The organism is Marinactinospora rubrisoli (assembly GCF_042664915.1).
Lineage (GTDB): Bacteria > Actinomycetota > Actinomycetes > Streptosporangiales > Streptosporangiaceae > Marinitenerispora > Marinitenerispora rubrisoli.
The window spans coordinates 30,035-46,501 of record NZ_JBHTBH010000003.1 but is presented as its reverse complement, the minus strand read 5'-3'; the positions used below and the strand labels follow the sequence as shown (position 1 = coordinate 46,501).

The following is a 16,467-nucleotide window of genomic DNA, read 5'->3' as shown; positions in this document are numbered from 1 at the left end:
ACCGTGCCCCCGCTCTCCGTCGGCGGTCTGCCGACGGGAGTGGTGTCCATCGGCATCACACCAGTTCGCTGGCGAGGACCGCGGCGATGCGCCGGCCGGCCTGCCCGTCCCACAGCGGGGGCACGTCGGAGATCGAGGTGCCCCCCAAGCCGTCTCCGGCCAGGATCTTGGCGACGAGGCCCGGCAGTTCGGAGTCCACCACGAGACGGTTGGTGCCGTGCGTGATGGTGACCGGCCGTTCGGTGTTCGGCCGCAGCGTGAGGCAGGGGACGCCGAGGATGGTGGTCTCCTCCTGCACCCCTCCGGAGTCGGTGACGACGGCGGCGGCGCCACGCACCAGCGTCACGAAGTCGATGTAGCCCAGCGGCTCCAGCAGCCGCACCCGCTCGTGCCGGCCGAGCCCGGCGGCCTCGAAGGCGGCGCGTCCGCGGGGGTGCACCGGCATCACGATGTCGACGTCGTCGGCCACCTCGTGCAGCCGCGCCACCAGGCGCGCCACGATCGCGGGGTCGTCCACGTTGGCGGGCCGGTGCAGCGTCGCGGTCAGGTAGGTGCCGGGCAGGTCGAGCCGGGAGCGCAGCGCGTCGACGTCGAACCGATCGAGGTGCGCGAGCAGCGTGTCGATCATCGGGTTGCCGACGAGGTGCACCCGCTCGACGTCGACGCCCTCGTTGGCGAGGTGGCCGACCGCCTCGGGGCTGGTGGCGAAGCACAGGTCGGAGAGCTGGTCGGTGACCCGGCGGTTGACCTCTTCGGGCATGGTCATGTCGAACGACCGCAGCCCCGCCTCCACGTGGGCGACGGGGATGTGCAGTTTGGCGGCGACCAGGGCGGCGGCGAGGGTGGAGTTCACGTCGCCGTACACGATGACGAAGCCGGGTGAACGTTCGATGAACTCCCGCTCAAGCCCGACCATCAGCGCGGCGGTCTGCTCGGCGTGCGAACCCGAGCCGACACCCAGGTCGACGTCGGGCCGGGGCAGCCCCAGTTCGCGGAAGAAGACCGCCGACATCCGGTCGTCGTAGTGCTGGCCGGTGTGCACCACGGCCTGCTGGACACCCCGCTCCGCCAGCGCGGCCACCACGGGCGCCGCCTTGACGAAGTTGGGACGTGCTCCAACGATGTGCACGACCTCGGCCGTCGCGGCCTCCGCGGGGCGGCTCGGTGCAGACGCCATCGGTTATCGGTTTCCCTTCACGAACATCCTCCGACGTCCCGTGCGCGACGCCGTGGCGTCACCGGGAGGTCACCCTGGCGTGGTTTCATTCCTGGCCGTGCGCAACTTCGTGAAAGCGGGCACTTTCACCGCGACCCTGACCTGGCGGCACCTGCGGGACGAGCCCGCGCGGCTGCCGCTGCTGGCCTTCCGGCTGCTGCCGGGCCCGCTGCGCCGTGGCGCCCGCGGCATGGGCGGTCGCCTCGGCGGGCTGCCCCGGGCCTACGCGCTGTGGGACGCGGGTCGTCGCGCGGAAGTCCTGGAGACCGTCCGCCGCGCCGCTCATGACGCTTCCCCCCGACACCTGGCCCAGCTGGCCGCGTTCACCATAGCCGTCGAACAGCCCGAGCTCACGGCCGAACTTCTGGCGAGGCTGCCCGAAGGGCGGCGCCGAGCCGGACTGGCGCACCGATTGGCGGTCAGAACGGGACGCGTCGCCCCGAACGACCCACCTGACCAGTGGAACGCTAACGCCGTCAGCGTAACCGTGCCGGAGCGAACGCCGCGCGACGACGTGGTGAACGGTCGGGTACTGCACGTGGTCACGAACGCGCTGCCGCACACCAACGCCGGATACACCCAGCGCACGCACCGGATCGCCCTGGGCCAGCGGGCCGCCGGGCTGGACCCGCAGGTGCTGACCCGCCTCGGCTACCCCCTCACCAAGGGGGTGCCCGACCCGCGCCCGCGGGTGGAGGTGGACGGCGTGGCCTACCACCGGATGCTGCCGTGGACCGCGCCCCGGGACACCGCCGCGGAGCTGCGCACCTCGCTGCGCATGGCCGGGCGGCTGGTGGAGCGGCTGCGCCCGCAGGTGCTGCACGCGGCGAGCAACCACCGCAACGGACGGCTGGCGCTGGAGCTGGGCCGCCGGTACGGCCTGCCGGTGGTGTACGAGGTGCGCGGCTTTCTGGAGGAATCGTGGCTGTCACGCGACCCGTCCCGCAGCACGGCGGACGCGTTCTACCGGGCCGAGCGCGAACGTGAGACGGCCTGCATGCTGGCCGCCGACCTGGTGGTGACGCTGGGCGAGACCATGCGGGCCGACATCGTGGCGCGCGGGGTGCCCGAGGACCGGGTGATCGTGGTGCCCAACGCCGTCGACGAGGCGTTCCTGGAGCCGCTGCCCGACGGCGCCGAGCAGCGGGCGCGGATCGGGATTCCGGCCGGCGCCTTCGTGGTGGGCACCACGACGAGCTGCTACGGGTACGAGGGACTGACCACGCTGGTCGACGCCGTCGCGCTGCTGCGCGGGCGGGGCGTGCCCGCGTTCGCGCTGGTGGTCGGCGACGGCCCCGAACTGGCCGCGCTGCGCCGCCGGGCGGACGAGGCGGGGCTCGGGGACGCGGCGCTCTTCCCCGGCCGGGTGCCGGCCGGGGAGGTGCGCGGCCACCACGCCGCCATGGACGTCTTCGCGGTGCCGCGGCGGGACGAGCGGGTCAGCCGGCTGGTGACCCCGCTCAAGCCGGTGGAGGCGATGGCCGGCGGCCTGCCGGTCGTGGCGAGCGACCTTCCCGCCTTGCGAGAGGTGGTGGAACCCGGAGTGACCGGCGAGTTAATTCCTCCGGACGAGTCCGAAGCTCTGTCGAACTGTCTGGAACGCCTGTTCTACAGTCCCGAACTGCGGGCCGCGTACGGCGAAGCCGCACGTGAACGGGTCGGGCGCGATCGGACCTGGACCGCGGCGGCGCACCGTTACATCGCGGCGTACACCGCAGTTTCCGACCAGTTGTCCAGACCAGGCCACCGCGTGATGGGACAGCCGGCGTCGGAGTGAGGCCGGGCGACCGCTCCGGACCACGCCCGGCGTCCGCACGGGCCGTCCCGCCGCCTGACCTCAAGACGCGAGGGGGACCTCCGTGGACGTCGCAACCTCCACCCACGATCTGGCCGTCATCGGGCTCGGCTACGTGGGTCTTCCGCTGGCACACGAGGCCACCCGGGTCGGCCTCAAGGTCGTCGGGCTGGACGTCAGCGACCGGGTGGTCGAGGGGCTGACCGCGGGGCGGTCGCACATCGACGACCTGTCCGCGGACGACATCGCGTCCATGCGCCAGGCGGGCTTTTCGGCCACGACGGACGCCGCGGTACTCGCCGCCGCCCAGACGATCGTCATCTGCGTGCCCACCCCGCTGTCCGCCGAGGGCGGCCCCGACCTCGGGGCCGTCACCGCGGCGGCGCGTTCCATCGCCGCCCACCTGCGGCCCGGCACCCTGGTGATCCTGGAGTCGACCACCTACCCGGGCACCACCGAGGAGGTCGTCCGGCCGATCCTGGAGGAGTCGGGCCTGGTCGCCGGCGAGGACTTCCACCTCGCCTTCTCCCCCGAGCGCATCGACCCGGGCAACCCGGCGTTCGGGGTGGCCAACACCCCCAAGGTGGTCGGCGGCCTGACGGAGACCTGCGGCGCGACGGCCGCGGCGTTCTACGGCAAGTTCGTGCAGACCGTGGTGCAGGCGCGCGGGACCCGCGAGGCCGAGATGGCCAAGTTGCTGGAGAACACCTACCGGCACGTGAACATCGCGCTGGTGAACGAGATGGCGATCTTCTGCCAGGAGCTCGACGTCGATCTGTGGGACGCCATCGCCTGCGCCGCCACCAAGCCGTTCGGCTTCCAGGCGTTCTACCCGGGCCCGGGGGTCGGCGGCCACTGCATCCCGATCGACCCGAACTACCTGTCCTACAAGGTGAAGACGCTGGGCTACCCGTTCCGTTTCGTGGAGCTGGCCCAGGAGATCAACGCCCGGATGCCGTCCTACGTGCTGCAGCGCGCCCAGGAGATGCTCAACGACGCGGGCCTGGCGCTCTCCCGGTCCAAGATCCTGCTGCTCGGTGTCACCTACAAGGCCGACATCGCCGACCAGCGCGAGTCGCCGGCCCGGCCGGTCGCCCGCAAGCTCGCCGACAAGGGTGCGCACCTGACCTACCACGACCCGCGCGTGGCGGAGTGGTCGGTCAACGGCGCCCCGGTCGAGCGCGCCACCGACCTGGAGCGGGCGCTCGCCGAGGCCGACCTGACCATCCTGCTGACCGACCACCGCGAGTACCGGCCCGCGCTGCTCACCGAGCACGCGCGCTTGCTGCTGGACACCCGCGGGGTGCTGCGCCGCCTCGGTGCCGACGGCACCGGCGACCTGCGGACCACGGCCACCATCACCCGCGAGGGCGTGCAGGTGCTCTGACGGCTCCCCCCGCCGTCGAGCACGCCGTCCTCCCCGACCGCCGTCCGGCCGCCCCGGCCGCCGGGCGGCGGTCCACTCGCGGGTTTCGGCTGGTCGAGCCCGTTCGGCGGGTGCGGACGGTTTTACGGGTTCCCGCGGATTTTCGCGCGTTCCCGAGGGTTCTCGCGTAGTGTCGCCGGTTGTGGGCGGACACGCCGACCGCATCCGTGATCCGGGGATTCACCCCGGTCACGCCTTGCCGTAACCCCCGTTTTCACCCGCTGTTTCCCCGGCTACCTAGCGTGGCGGGAGGCGCGCCGCCCGGCCTGGGCGGCAACCGGAGGAGGCAGGTGAGGAGCCCCATGCACGCACTCGTGGCCACCGTGGTCCACCATCCCGAGGACGCGCGCATCCTGCACCGCCAGATCCGTGCGCTCCTCGACGCCGGGCACCGCGTCACCTACCTGGCGCCGTTCACCGCCCGCAACGTCACGCCCTGGCCCGAACTCACCGCGATCGACGTCCCACGCGCGGCCGGCCGCCGTCGGCTCGCGGCCCTGCGCGCCGCCCGCACCGCGCTGGCCGAGCACGCCCCGCAGGCCGACCTCCTCCTCTTCCACGACCCCGAACTGCATCTCGCCCTGCCGCGGCACCGCCCGCCCACGGTCTGGGACGTGCACGAGGACACCGCCGCCGCGCTGCTCACCAAGCCGTGGCTGCCGCGTCCGCTGCGCCGCCCGCTCGCCCCGATCGTGCGCTCGGTCGAGCGGCGGGCCGAGCGCCGTATGCACCTGCTGCTCGCCGAGGAGGGGTACCGCGACCGGTTCGCGCTGCCGCACCCGGTGGTGCCCAACACCACGAACGTGCCGGATGAGCCGAGCCGCCCGCCGGGCGCGGACCGCGTCGTCTACCTCGGCCAGATCTCCCGGGCGCGCGGCGCCGCCGAGCTGGTCGAACTGGGCCGGCTGCTGCGCCCGCACGGGGTGCGGGTGGAGATCATCGGCGCGGCCGACCCGCAGACCAAGCAACTGCTGCGGGACGCCCAGCTCGACGACGCGATCCGCTGGTACGGGTTCGTGCCGAACGACCAGGCGCTGCGGATGGTCAGCGGCGCTATGGCCGGCATCTGCCTGCTGCACGACACGCCGAACTACCGGCACTCGATGCCCACCAAGGTGGTCGAGTACATGGCGCACGGCCTGCCGGTGGTGACCTCGCCGAACCCGGCCGCCGTCTCCCTCGTGACCGGTCAGCCGCAGGGGCCCTGCGGCATGGTGGTCCCGTTCGGCGACCCGGCGGCCGCCGCCGACGCGGTGCTGCGGCTACGCGACGACGCGCGGCTCCGCGAGGAGTACGCGCGTACCGGGCACGCGATCGCCCGCGCCCGCTACCACTGGCCGGTGCAGGCGCGCGCCTTCGTCCGGCAGCTGGAAGAGTGGGCCGGTGCGGCCGGCGCCTCGGCGCCCACCGGCGCGGCGCTGCCGACACAGGACCGGCCGCGCGACCCGCGTGACCTCGGCGGCCGGATGCCGGTGCTGCCCACCGCCGGGCCCGACCCGGTCTGGTCGCCCACCGGGCTGTGAGGCGCGCGACCGCCACGGACCTCCGCTGCCGCCACCCGGCCGGTCCGGGTGGCGTCCGTCACTCTGCCCGGTTTCGCGGCACCGGGCCGGAATAGCTTCCGGGTCAAATAAGTTCTGGGAAGCGTTCACGCTTGGACGAACGATCCGGGAGAGACATGGCCGACGTCACCGCGCCGCTGCACCTGAGTCCGCAGGACCGGGAGCTGCTGTTCAGCGAGGCCCGTACCGCCAGCACCTTCACCGACGAACCGGTGACCGAGGAGCAGGTGCGCGCCATCCACGACCTCGTCAAGTACGGCCCGACGGCCATGAACACCCAGCCGCTGCGCGTGGTGCTGCTGCGCTCCGCCGAAAGCCGCGAACGCTTGGTGCGGCACATGGCCGAGGGCAACCAGGCCAAGACGCGGACCGCGCCGCTGACCGCGATCCTCGCCGTCGACACCGACTTCCCGGAGAAGGCCGGCACGTTCTTCCCGGACCGCGCCGCCGCGATCCGCGAATCGTTCACCGACCCGGAGGCCCGCAGGCGGGTCGGCCAGCTCAGCGCGTCGCTGCAGATCGGGTACTTCATCATCGCCGTGCGCGCCGCCGGACTCGCGGCCGGCCCGATGACCGGGTTCGACGCCGAGGCCATCGACAAGGAGTTCTTCACCGACGGCCGGCTGAAGACGCTCGTGGTGGTCAACATCGGCCGCCCCGGCGAGAACGCCTGGTTCCCGCAGCGGCTGCCCCGGCTCGGCTACGAGGACGTCGTCACCGAACTGTAGGCGGCGGCCTTCTCGGCCGGTGCCCGCAGGGCCGCGCCGGGCTCCCGGGTGCCGGCCGGCACCGTTCCCCCGCCGGCCGGCCGCTCAGATGATGGGCGGGCGGCCCATTCGCGTCATCCGCCACGCCGTGGCCCACCGGATGGGGGTGCGCGGTCCGGCGTCGGTACGCCAGCCCTCACGGAACCCCGCGAACCAGGACCGCAGCGCGGGGCCGGAGCGCTCGCGCAGCAGGGTCAGCCCGATCCAGGTGCCCAGGTACGCCGCGGCCAGCGGCCACGGCAGGTTGCGCCGCGCCAGCCAGACCCGGTTACGGGCGTTGAGCCGGTAGAAGTCTGCGTGCCGGGTGGGCGCCACCGCCGGGTGGTACATGACCGCCTCAGCGTCGTACTCGATGTCGTACCCGGCGTCCAGGATGCGCCAGGCGAGGTCGGTCTCCTCGTGGGCGTAGAAGAACGCGCCCGGCAGCCCGCCGCCCTGGTCGAAGGCGGCGCGCCGGATCGCGCAGGCGCCGCCGAGGAAGGTCGTCACCCGGCTGGACCGCTGCGGGTCGCCGACCCGCAGCCGCGGCACGTGCCGGCGCTGGTCGGGACCGCCGTCGGGGTCGGCGATGCGGAAGGAGATGGCGCCCAGCTTCGGGTCGGCGGCGAACTTCTCCCGCACGTGCCGGACCAGATTGCGCGAGCGGTACCAGCCGTCGTCGTCGAGGAACAGCACGATGTCGCCCGTGCACACCTTGACGCCGTGGTTGCGCCCCTCGGGGATGCCGACGTTCTCCGGCAGCCGCAGCGTGACGACCCCGTCGGGCAGCTCCGGCAGGTCAGCGCCGTTGCCGACGACGACGACCTCGACCTCCGCCCCCTCCTGCTCCAGCACGCTGTTGATCGCACGGCGCAGCTCGGCCGGCCGGTTTCCCATGGTCAGGAGCACGCAGGAGACGGTCACTCGCTGCGCACCTCCCTGGTCCACGCGGTCCTCGCCGCGGTCGCTGGTACGGGAGGGTAGCCGCTCGACGCCGGCATCGGTACGCGAAGGCACCTCGGTTCCGCGGGGTGCGACGGCCTCCGCGGGGGCGCCCGAAGAAACTGGAGTGGTCATGGGAACCGTTCGTGGACGTGACGACAGATGGACTACACCGGGAACAGTGGCCAACATTCGCAGAGCCCGGCTAACGGGAGAGTAAAGCCCCGGCGGCGCCGCGGTCGCGCGACGCGCGGGCGGGACGGCGGCCGGCCCCGGTGCCGGGACCGGCCGGCGGGTCAGTGCAGCCGGCGCGAGGCCAGCACGCTGACCAGGTGCAGCACCGTCTGCAGCGCGGCGACGGCCACGCACGCGACGGTGAGCGCCTGGGTGGCGATCAGGTCGCCGCGGACCGCGTCCACGACCGCGACGACGACCACGAGCAGGGACAGCTCCACCGCCTGGATCACCCGGTGGAAGCGCAGCGCCGCGGCCACGCGGCGCGCCAGGCCGAGCCCCGCCGAGCGCGGCTGCATGGCCGCCTCGGAGACCTGCTCGGGCAGCCCCGCCTTGGCACGAGCGACGACGACGTTGTCGGTCTCCACCTTGATCAGCGCCGCGCCGATCGCCGCGGCCATGCCGGCGATCACCCAGCCGCCCGCCTCGAATCCGCCCTGGGCGCGGACACCGAGACCGATGAGCAGCGCGATCTCGGCGAGGTAGTGGCCGATGCGGTCCAGGTAGATCCCCGCGACGCTGGTCCGCCCGGTGAACCGGGCGACCTCGCCGTCGGAGCAGTCGAGCAGCAGGTAGATCTGCACGAGGACGGCGGCCAGCACCGCGGACCACAGCCCACCGAAGGCCAGCACCAAACCGGCGAGGACGCCGAAGCCCATCATCAGGTAGGTGATGGGGTTCGGCGGCACGCCGAGGCGGATGAACACCATGCTCACGTACGGCGAGATGTCCCGCATGTACAGCCGTCCGGCCCAGTGCTCCTCGTTGCGGCGTTCTTTGATGCCCGGCGGCTGGCCGCCCGCCCGGACCTCAGCGACCGACGGTTTTGACATATTCACCGACGCTCCGCCGAATGTCGTCGTCCGAGAGGTTGAGGTGCTCCAGGACCGTGTAGCGCCCCGGACGCGTGGACGGGGCGAACGCCACCGCCCGCGCGAACCGGTCCTCGTCCAGCCCGACGTCGCCGGGCACGATCGGCAGGTCGTGGCGCAGCAGGCACTCCCGGATGGCGGCCATCCGCGACTCTCCGTGGTCGAGGTAACGGTGCCGCAGGAAATAGGCGTACAGTGCGCCGATTCCGGCCAGCTCGCCGTGGTTGCTGGTGCCCGGGAAGAGCTGGTCGATGGCGTGCAGCACCTCGTGGCAGGCGCCGCTGGCCGGCCGGCTGGAGCCGGCTACCGACATCGCCATGCCGGACAGCACCAGCGCCTCGGCCAGCGCGGTCAGGAACTCCTGCGACTCGATGGAGTCGGGACGGTGCAGCACCGCCTCGGCCGCGACCCGGGCGAAGGTGACGGCCATGCCGTCCACCGGTTCGCCCTGCTCGCGGCCGGCCAGCTCCCAGTCGTCGATGGCCGAGAGGTTGCTCACCACGTCGCCGATGCCGGAGCGCACCAGCCGCTCGGGGGCGGCCCGTACGTAGTCGACGTCCACGACCACCGCGATCGGCATGGTCACGCCGATCGACGCCTTGCCGCTCTCGTGCTCCAGGGAGCTGACCGGGGAGGCGATGCCGTCATGGGAGAGGTTGGTGGCGACCGCCACCATGGGGATGCCCGCCATCGTGGCGGCGTACTTGGTGACGTCGATCGTCTTGCCGCCGCCGATGCCGGCCACCGCCTCGTAGGCGCCGGCCCGCAGCCGCTTGCCCAGCTCGGTGGCGACGTCGACGCTGCCGCCGTCGACCTGGAAGACCTCGCAGTGCGGAAGGTCGAGGTCGGCGGCGATCTGGGAGCCCTGGCCCGGGCCGACCGCGACGGCGATACGGCCCTCGTTCGCGATCCGGCGATCGGCCAGCACCTTGCCGAGGTCGGCGATGGCGCCGCGCCGCACGTCGATCGCGAGGGGGGAGGTGAGCGTGCGGGCTAGTAGCGGCATGCGATCTCCCGGGCACGGCTGAGGTCGTCGTGGTTGTCCACCTCGACCCAGTCGACCTTGCCGATCGGTGCCACGGCCACCTTGCCGCCCCGGTCGACGAGCTCCTGGTAGCCGTCCTCGTAGTAGAGCTGCGGGTCCCGCTCCCAGGTGGTCTTCAGGGCGTCGGTGAGCGCGTCGGCCAGCGTGCCCTCGATCAGGGTCGCCCCGATGTACTCCCCGGCGGCGGTGGCCGGGTCCATCAGCTTGGTGATCCGCCGCAGGTGACCGGAGTCGTCCAGGGTCACCTTCATCTCTTCGTCGGCAAGGGTTTTGACGTTGTCCACCGCAAGGAGGAGCTCCGGCCCCCTTGCGGCGAGTAGCGTCTCTTCCACACTCACCGGGTGTACGGTGTCGCCGTTCACGAGGAGGACGCCCTCGGAGAAGTACTCCCGCGCCGTCCACAGCGAGTAGGCGTTGTTCCACTCCTCCGCCTTGTCGTTGTGGACGAGAGTGAGCTTGACGCCGTGGCGCTTCTCCAGAAGCTCCTTGCGCTCCTCGACCGCGGCCGCGCAGTAGCCGACGACGACGACCACGTCGGTCAGGCCGACGGCGGCCAGGTTGCGCAGCGAGATGTCCATGATGGTGGTGTCACCATCGACCGGCACCAGTGCCTTGGGCAGGGTGTCGGTGTATGGGCGCAGCCGGCGGCCCGCTCCCGCGGCAAGAACCATACCGAGCATGTATGCGCCTTCCTCCCTATGTCTGGGGTGTGGAGGCGACGCCTCCCCATCCGTTTCGCGGCGGTTCCCCCGCCGTGGTGACCGGGGTCGCGAGCCAGCTCGTCGTGGTCTCCCAGACGAGCAGCACCGTGAGGTAGCCCGCGAGCAGGCCGTAGGTGAACGGCAGCCAGCCGAGCATCCCTCCGGCGGCGACGAGCAGCATCCGCCCGTCCCAGCCGAGCATGGCCCGCATGACCCAGGCCGGCGGTCCCGCCGCCCATCGCGTGCGGTGCACGACGTCGCCGTGGTGCAGGGCGACTGTCGTCAAGAGTACGTACACCAGTGGCCCGGGCACGCCTGCTTGGTGACCGAGCGCGAGGAGGTAAAGGTACTCCGTCGCGCGCAGAACCGGCGGAGCCATCCAATCAAACCGGCCGTCATGGGGGTGTCCCGCCGCCACCCCGGAGAGCAGCAGAACGGCGGCCGGTGCGAACAGGGTAATGCCTGATACTTCCCCGAGTCCGGCGAGTAGCAGGACGAGGGTGACGGCCGCGCCCGTGACGGTGGGCAGCAGCGGCGGCAACGCGTCGCCGGTCAACCGGCCGAGCGCGGTCGCAAGGTGGCCGTCGTCACGGAGAACACGCAGGTCAGCCTCCCGCGCCGGTCCAGGGCGGGGCATGGGCGGCTCGTTCACCTCGGCGTTCACCTCGCGGTGGCGCGATCGGACGGGGCGGAGAGGGCGGCGGCCAGCGCCACGGCGTGACCGATGATCAGTGCGAGAAACGTCACCCTAACGTTGCAAACAGCTAGCGTTCCGGCAATCACCGCGAACCGTTCGGCGGTGCCGAAGGCCGCCAGATCGCGCAGCACCGCACCGGGACCGAGCCGCGGCCCCGCGGTCCGGGAGGCCCGGCGGCGGGCGAACGCGCCCCGCCCGGCGAGGTGCGGCGGCTGCGGTTCGTCGGCGCTCTCCGGCCGAGGCGCCGGCCGGCCGTCCCTGGGGCCGGGGCGGCGCGCCGCCCGGACGCCGCCCGAACGACCGGCGCGCCGGGTGCGCGGCTCCCAGCGGCCGTGCGGATCGGACCGGCGGGGTGCGGGCTCGGCGGCGGGCGGACCGAACAGCTCGTCCAGGAGGCCCGGGTCGCCGGCGGACGGCGGTTCGGCGGCCGGCCGGCTCGGGTCCACCGTGGCGATCAGCGCCGGGGGACGCCGCTCCATGGGTGCGGGACCGGCTGCGGGGTCACGGGGGCCGGGCCGGGCGGCCCGGGCGGCCCGGACGGTGTCGAGCATCGCGTGCGCGACGAGCGCGCCGGCCGCCCACGGCCAGACGCCGGGCACCCCGGCGGCCGTTCCCCCCACGGCCAGCCCGGCGTAGACCGCGTATTCGCGCAGCCGGGCCAGCAGCGCGGCCAGCCACACGTCCAGCGCGGTGCGGCGGACGTCCAGCTCGGCGGCGACCGCGTCGGTGAGGAGCACCGCACCGAGCAGCAGCGAGCCGACGAGGGCGCCGCGCGGTCCACCCTCGGTGAACCACAGCGCGGCCAGGACCCCGAGCAGCAGCGCCACCCGGCCGAGCGCCGACAGCGACACCGACGACCGGGCCGCCCAGCGCGCCACCGGCCGGGACACCGGCCGTAACGCCCGCGCGGCGAGCACGCCGGTCTCCGGCACGGCCGTGGCCTCCGGGGCCGGTGCACCGGCCCCGGAGGCCACCTCACCGTGTTCACTCGCCACGGGCGTCACCTGGCCGCGTTCACGCGCCACGGAGGCGACATCGTCACGTTCACTCGCCACGGAGGCTACCTCCCGACTGGACCCCACGGCAGCGTTGCCCAGCCGGGGGCGCCTGGCAAGGACCGACGCGGGACCTTACGGGCGGGAGGCCGTGCGGGCTCCCCGCACGGCCTCCCGCCGTCGTGTCGTAGTGGTGGTGCCGAGTGGTGCCGCTCAGGCGGCCTTGCCGTCGTCCTTCTTCTTGGCCGCCTTCTGCTCCCGCGCCTCGATCTCCGCCTTGGTGTCGGCGTTGTAGGCGTCCAGCGCGGCCTTGATGTCGGTGTCCATGGCCAGCGTGCCGTCCTTGACGTAGAGGCCGCGGTTGCAGAACCGCTTGAGATCGCCCTCGTTGTGCGAGACGAGCACCATGGTGCGGTTGTTGGCCAGCATCTTCTCGATGGCGTCGTAGCACTTCCGGCGGAACGCCTTGTCGCCGACCGCGAGCACCTCGTCGACCAGCATGATCGGGTGCTCCAGCTGCGAGATCAGCGCGAAGCCGAGGCGGACCTTCATGCCGCTGGAGTAGTGGCGTACCGGCTTGTCGATGTAGCCCTCGCGCAGCTCGGCGAAGTCGACGATCTCGTCGAACTTCTCCTCCAGCGTCTTGGGCGTCATGCCGTGCAGCGAGCCGACCAGGTGGACGTTCTCCCGGCCGGTCAGGTCGTCGGAGAAACCGGCCCGCAGCTCCAGCAGCGGCGCCACCTTGCCGCGCACGGTGACGGTGCCCTCGTCCGGGATGAGCACCCCGGCGATCAGCTTCAGCAGGGTCGATTTGCCGGTGCCGTTCTTGCCGACGATGCCGACGCACTCGCCCCGGGCGATCTCGAAGGAGACGTCGCGCACCGGCCAGAAGTCGTTGCCCGCCTTGTTGGGGTCGCGCTTCTTGCCGTGGATGAACATCTCGCGCAGGGTGAGCTTGCGGCGCCGGTTCATGGCGAACTTGACGCCGAGCCCCTTGGCCTCGATGACCGGATCCGCCATTTACAACTCCTTCAGGACCGCTGTCTCAAGACGCCGGAACGTCCAGTATCCGATGACGAACATGGCCACCGCACCCCCCACGGTGCACCACAGCATGAGCTGGTTCGGGGCCTCGCTCGGATACCAGACCGCGTGGTGCATCTGGAAGATGCCGACCAGCGGGTTCATCTCATACAGCGTCTTGAACCAGCCCGGCAATGCCTCAGTGCCCAGCACCTGGTGGATCGGGTAGATGATCGGCGAAGAGTAGAACAGTACGCGGTTCATGATACGTACGATCCGCTGGACGTCACGGAGCAGAACGTTGAGTGACGCGAGCAGCAGCGTGATGCCCAGGGTGAAGACGAACTGCACCGCGATGGCGACCGGCAGCCACAGCAGCGTCCATCCCGTCTGGCCGCCGAGGCCCACCACGAACAGCAGCAGCACCGGCCAGGTCAGCACGTACTCGATGAACTTGGTCTGCACCACGGCGATCGGGAAGATCTCCCGCGGCACCTTCATCGTGGTGATGAGCTTGGCGTGCGTGATGAGCGCCCGGCTGGCGTCGTTGAGCGCCGTGCTCATCCACATCCACGGGAAGATCCCCGAGAGCAGGAACAGCGCGTACCCGCCCGGCGCGTCGGCACCGCCGGGCGCGACCCGGGCGTTGAACAGGATGCCGAACACGAAGAAATAGATGGCCGCCTGTGCCAGCGGGTCCAGCAACGACCACGCGTAGCCGAGGATGGATTTCTGGTACTTGACCTTCAGGTCACGTCGGACCAGGAGGTTAACTACCTGCCGGTTCTGCCAGACGGACAGCGCCCTGGACGCCACCGTCACCTCCTCCGGGGATGCAGTCGTGTCTTGGGGTGTCCCGCTGGTCGCCTCGGCCACGCCGACTGCGGTTGGGACACGACACGGGATTGGGCTTCGACTCCGCCGACGGCGGTCCTGAAACACGGGTGCTCACGCGGGCCCGCGCGGCACCGCGTCGGGAAGCGGCGGCGGCAGGCTCCGGGGTCGGGTGTCCGAGAAGTGGGGTGCGCCTCGGTCGTCGCCGCGGCGACGCTCCCGGGGCCCGGCGCCCGATCTTTTCACATTCGCCCACCAGACACCCATCCAGGCGCCTTTCAGGGTACCGGGGCGGGGACGCGCGCGGATCCGGGAGAGCCGATTGTTCGGAGTTTGTTGCCGGAACGGCCGTACGCCACCGACCGCCGTGCGGTTTCGTCCGCGCCCGCCGGTTCCCGGGAGCGGATCCCCGCCGGTCGCGGTCGCGGGTCCGCTAGTCTCGGCCCCGACCGTGGCCGACCGGTCACCCGGAACCGAACCACCCGGAGGAAAACCCGATGCCCGCTGACTCCGGCCCCCCGCCCCGGACCCGGCCGCGCGTGACCGCCGCGGTGCTCGCGGGCGGGGTGGGCACGCGGATGGGCGGACCGCGTCCCAAGCAGTTGCTCCCCCTGGCCGGGCGGCCGGTCATCGAGCACGCGATCGCGGCGTTCTGCGCGGCGCCGGAGGTCGACGACGTCATCGTGCTGATGGTCGCCGACTACGTCGGCGAGGTCGAGAAGATCGTGGCCGAGGGCGGGCACACCAAGGTGTCCCGGGTGCTGCCGGGCGGCGCGACGCGCACGGAGACCTCCGCGGCGGCGCTGCACGCGCTGGAGGGCGCCGGTGACGACGAGATCGTGCTGCTGCACGACGCCGTGCGGCCACTGGTGACGCCGGACATCATCCGGGCGTGCATCGCGGCGCTGGAGACCGCCGGAGCGATCGGGGTGGCCATCCCGTCCAGCGACACCGTGGTCGAGGCCGCGCCGGGGACGTCCGGCGGCGAGGTCATCCGGCAGGTGCCGCCGCGCGCCTCGCTGCGCCGGATGCAGACCCCGCAGGGGTTCCGGCTCGGCGTGATCCGCCGCGCCTACCGGCTGGCGCTCGCCGATCCGGAACTGGTCGCCACCGACGACTGCGGCGTGGTGCTGCGCTACCTGCCGGAGGTCCCGGTCCGGCTGGTGCCCGGCGCGGAGTCGAACATCAAGGTGACGCACCCCGGTGACCTCGGCGTCGCCGAGGCGCTGCTGCGCCACCGTGAGCAGCCGGACCGGGGGGCGCGATGATCTTCCACGCCCCCGAGGTGATCGGCCATCGCGGCGCCGGTCGCGGCACCGTGAACGGCGCCCTGGAGAACACGGCGGCGTCCTTCCGGGCCGCCGTCGCCGACGGCGCGTCATGGGTGGAGATCGACGTCCGGCGCAGCGCCGACGGCGTGCTGGTCATCCACCACGACGCCGCGCTGCCGGACGGCCGGGTCATCGTGGACCTGCCCGCGGCCGAGAGCCGCGCGGCCGGGCTGCTCACCCTGGACGAGGCGCTCGACGTGATCCCGCCGGAGACCGGGCTGGACGTGGACGTCAAGACGGTGATGGAGGACGCCACGGCGGCGCCGGACCGGCGCACGGCCGCGCTGCTGCTGCCGTACCTGCGCCGCGAGGCGCGCCGCCGCCGCGTCTTCGTGTGCTCCTTCGACCCGGCCGTGCTGCTCGCCGTCCAGGCGGAGGCGCCGGAGGTCCCCACGGCGTGGATGCCGTTCGTGCGCAACCCACTGGACCAGGCGGTGGCCGGCGCGGCGGGGATGGGCTGCGCGATCGTGGCGATCGACGCGCGGTCGTTCGGCCTGACCGGCGCCCCGGAGCGGCCGGGGCGGCGTCCGGTCGGCTACACGGTGGACGTGGCGCACCGCGCGGGCCTGGAGGTCGTCTCGTGGTGCCCGGACCCGGTGGACGCGGCCCGGTTCGCGGAGGCGGGCGTGGACGCGGTGGTGGTGGACGACGTTCCGGGGGTCGTGGCCGCGCTGAAGGGCGGGGAGCCGGACGGGCAGCAGGGCTGAGCGGCGGCCGTCATCTCAAACGGGACGACATGGATCGATCGGTGCGTGTGTGCGGTCGCTTGCAGGCCATCAGCCTGAGTCCCACGGAATCAGTCGCCTTCATTGCGGCCTTGGAGAAGGAATCGCCGTGAGCGAGTACAGGGCTCCCCTCAGCGATTTCGCTCGGCGCACCAGCAGCCATAGCGTCAACAGCCGTGGCCAGTGCGTCGAGGCAGGACCGACCCTTGACGGCGTCCGCTCCTATGCCCTCCGCGATGCCGGCGCCTTCTTCCTCCCCCGCGCCGAGTGGACCGCCTTCCTCACCGCCGTGCAGCGCGAGGAACTCTGACCCACTCCCCCGC

General features: G+C 72.4%; 16 protein-coding genes. 7 read left to right on the top strand and 9 right to left on the bottom strand.

Features of this window, described 5'->3' with window-relative positions; genetic code table 11:
• Positions 1-55: 55 nt before the first annotated feature.
• A complete protein-coding gene (wecB, locus tag ACFQRF_RS07045) occupies positions 56-1,177 on the bottom strand; it encodes a non-hydrolyzing UDP-N-acetylglucosamine 2-epimerase (protein WP_379869849.1) in 1,122 nt (373 codons plus the stop codon).
• Positions 1,178-1,256: 79 nt separating this feature from the next.
• On the opposite strand from wecB, the gene ACFQRF_RS07040 reads away from it, so the two are divergent.
• From ACFQRF_RS07040 to ACFQRF_RS07025, 4 genes are all read left to right on the top strand, one after another.
• A complete protein-coding gene (locus ACFQRF_RS07040; protein ID WP_379869848.1) occupies positions 1,257-2,993 on the top strand; it encodes a glycosyltransferase family 4 protein in 1,737 nt (578 codons plus the stop codon).
• An 82-nt stretch (positions 2,994-3,075) separates the two neighbouring features.
• Entirely contained in the window at positions 3,076-4,398 is a 1,323-nt protein-coding gene (locus ACFQRF_RS07035) for a nucleotide sugar dehydrogenase (protein ID WP_379869847.1), read from the top strand.
• Positions 4,399-4,739: 341 nt separating this feature from the next.
• On the top strand, positions 4,740-5,960 hold the full coding sequence (locus ACFQRF_RS07030; RefSeq protein ID WP_379869846.1) for a glycosyltransferase family 4 protein: 1,221 nt from the start codon (positions 4,740-4,742) through the stop codon (positions 5,958-5,960).
• Positions 5,961-6,115: 155 nt separating this feature from the next.
• Complete coding sequence (locus ACFQRF_RS07025) at positions 6,116-6,727, top strand: malonic semialdehyde reductase (RefSeq protein ID WP_379869844.1); 612 nt, start codon at positions 6,116-6,118, stop codon at positions 6,725-6,727.
• An 84-nt stretch (positions 6,728-6,811) separates the two neighbouring features.
• Here ACFQRF_RS07025 and ACFQRF_RS07020 read toward each other — a convergent pair whose 3' ends face one another.
• The 8 genes from ACFQRF_RS07020 to ACFQRF_RS06985 all read right to left on the bottom strand — a co-directional run bounded on the left by ACFQRF_RS07020 (position 6,812) and on the right by ACFQRF_RS06985 (position 14,070).
• Positions 6,812-7,642 (bottom strand): glycosyltransferase family 2 protein, encoded by an 831-nt coding sequence (locus ACFQRF_RS07020; RefSeq protein ID WP_379870407.1) that lies wholly within the window; start codon positions 7,640-7,642, stop codon positions 6,812-6,814.
• A gap of 341 nt (positions 7,643-7,983) precedes the next feature.
• Positions 7,984-8,754 carry a CDP-alcohol phosphatidyltransferase family protein gene (locus ACFQRF_RS07015; RefSeq protein WP_379869843.1) on the bottom strand — a complete coding sequence of 257 codons (771 nt, stop codon included), beginning with the start codon at positions 8,752-8,754 and terminating at the stop codon, positions 7,984-7,986.
• Positions 8,732-9,799, bottom strand: coding sequence for an iron-containing alcohol dehydrogenase family protein (locus tag ACFQRF_RS07010; protein ID WP_379869842.1), 1,068 nt, complete (start codon positions 9,797-9,799; stop codon positions 8,732-8,734). Before ACFQRF_RS07010 ends, ACFQRF_RS07015 begins: the two co-directional genes overlap by 23 nt.
• Positions 9,787-10,518, bottom strand: coding sequence for a phosphocholine cytidylyltransferase family protein (locus ACFQRF_RS07005; protein WP_379869841.1), 732 nt, complete (start codon positions 10,516-10,518; stop codon positions 9,787-9,789). The genes ACFQRF_RS07010 and ACFQRF_RS07005 overlap by 13 nt, the downstream gene beginning before the upstream one ends.
• A 16-nt stretch (positions 10,519-10,534) precedes the next feature.
• Positions 10,535-11,176 carry a DUF5941 domain-containing protein gene (locus ACFQRF_RS07000; protein WP_379869840.1) on the bottom strand — a complete coding sequence of 214 codons (642 nt, stop codon included), beginning with the start codon at positions 11,174-11,176 and terminating at the stop codon, positions 10,535-10,537.
• Between the two features lie 23 nt (positions 11,177-11,199).
• Complete coding sequence (locus ACFQRF_RS06995) at positions 11,200-12,291, bottom strand: hypothetical protein (protein ID WP_379869838.1); 1,092 nt, start codon at positions 12,289-12,291, stop codon at positions 11,200-11,202.
• 153 nt (positions 12,292-12,444) lie between these two features.
• Positions 12,445-13,251 (bottom strand): ABC transporter ATP-binding protein, encoded by an 807-nt coding sequence (locus tag ACFQRF_RS06990; RefSeq protein ID WP_379869837.1) that lies wholly within the window; start codon positions 13,249-13,251, stop codon positions 12,445-12,447.
• A complete protein-coding gene (locus ACFQRF_RS06985) occupies positions 13,252-14,070 on the bottom strand; it encodes an ABC transporter permease (RefSeq protein ID WP_379869835.1) in 819 nt (272 codons plus the stop codon).
• Between the two features lie 515 nt (positions 14,071-14,585).
• Between ACFQRF_RS06985 and ACFQRF_RS06980 the strand changes: the two genes are divergently transcribed.
• The 3 genes from ACFQRF_RS06980 (at position 14,586) to ACFQRF_RS06970 (ending at position 16,454) form a co-directional block, all read left to right on the top strand.
• Entirely contained in the window at positions 14,586-15,356 is a 771-nt protein-coding gene (locus ACFQRF_RS06980; protein WP_379869834.1) for an IspD/TarI family cytidylyltransferase, read from the top strand.
• Positions 15,353-16,126 (top strand): glycerophosphodiester phosphodiesterase, encoded by a 774-nt coding sequence (locus tag ACFQRF_RS06975; RefSeq protein WP_379869832.1) that lies wholly within the window; start codon positions 15,353-15,355, stop codon positions 16,124-16,126. The genes ACFQRF_RS06980 and ACFQRF_RS06975 overlap by 4 nt, the downstream gene beginning before the upstream one ends.
• Positions 16,127-16,253: 127 nt before the next feature.
• Positions 16,254-16,454: a DUF397 domain-containing protein gene (locus ACFQRF_RS06970; protein WP_379869831.1), complete on the top strand. Its 201-nt coding sequence runs from the start codon at positions 16,254-16,256 to the stop codon at positions 16,452-16,454.
• The last annotated feature ends 13 nt before the right edge of the window (positions 16,455-16,467 follow it).

Excerpts from the sequence above, each read along its gene's own strand:
- ACFQRF_RS07000 (WP_379869840.1), bottom strand. The coding sequence starts at position 11,176 with ATGCCCCGCCCTGGACCGGCGCGGGAGGCTGACCTGCGTGTTCTCCGT.
- ACFQRF_RS07030 (WP_379869846.1), top strand. The coding sequence starts at position 4,740 with ATGCACGCACTCGTGGCCACCGTGGTCCACCATCCCGAGGACGCGCGC.
- wecB (WP_379869849.1), bottom strand. The coding sequence starts at position 1,177 with ATGGCGTCTGCACCGAGCCGCCCCGCGGAGGCCGCGACGGCCGAGGTC.
- ACFQRF_RS07010 (WP_379869842.1), bottom strand. The coding sequence starts at position 9,799 with ATGCCGCTACTAGCCCGCACGCTCACCTCCCCCCTCGCGATCGACGTG.
- ACFQRF_RS07025 (WP_379869844.1), top strand. The coding sequence starts at position 6,116 with ATGGCCGACGTCACCGCGCCGCTGCACCTGAGTCCGCAGGACCGGGAG.
- ACFQRF_RS06980 (WP_379869834.1), top strand. The coding sequence starts at position 14,586 with ATGCCCGCTGACTCCGGCCCCCCGCCCCGGACCCGGCCGCGCGTGACC.
- ACFQRF_RS06975 (WP_379869832.1), top strand. The coding sequence starts at position 15,353 with ATGATCTTCCACGCCCCCGAGGTGATCGGCCATCGCGGCGCCGGTCGC.
- ACFQRF_RS07015 (WP_379869843.1), bottom strand. The coding sequence starts at position 8,754 with ATGTCAAAACCGTCGGTCGCTGAGGTCCGGGCGGGCGGCCAGCCGCCG.
- ACFQRF_RS07020 (WP_379870407.1), bottom strand. The coding sequence starts at position 7,642 with ATGGGAAACCGGCCGGCCGAGCTGCGCCGTGCGATCAACAGCGTGCTG.
- ACFQRF_RS07005 (WP_379869841.1), bottom strand. The coding sequence starts at position 10,518 with ATGCTCGGTATGGTTCTTGCCGCGGGAGCGGGCCGCCGGCTGCGCCCA.
- ACFQRF_RS06990 (WP_379869837.1), bottom strand. The coding sequence starts at position 13,251 with ATGGCGGATCCGGTCATCGAGGCCAAGGGGCTCGGCGTCAAGTTCGCC.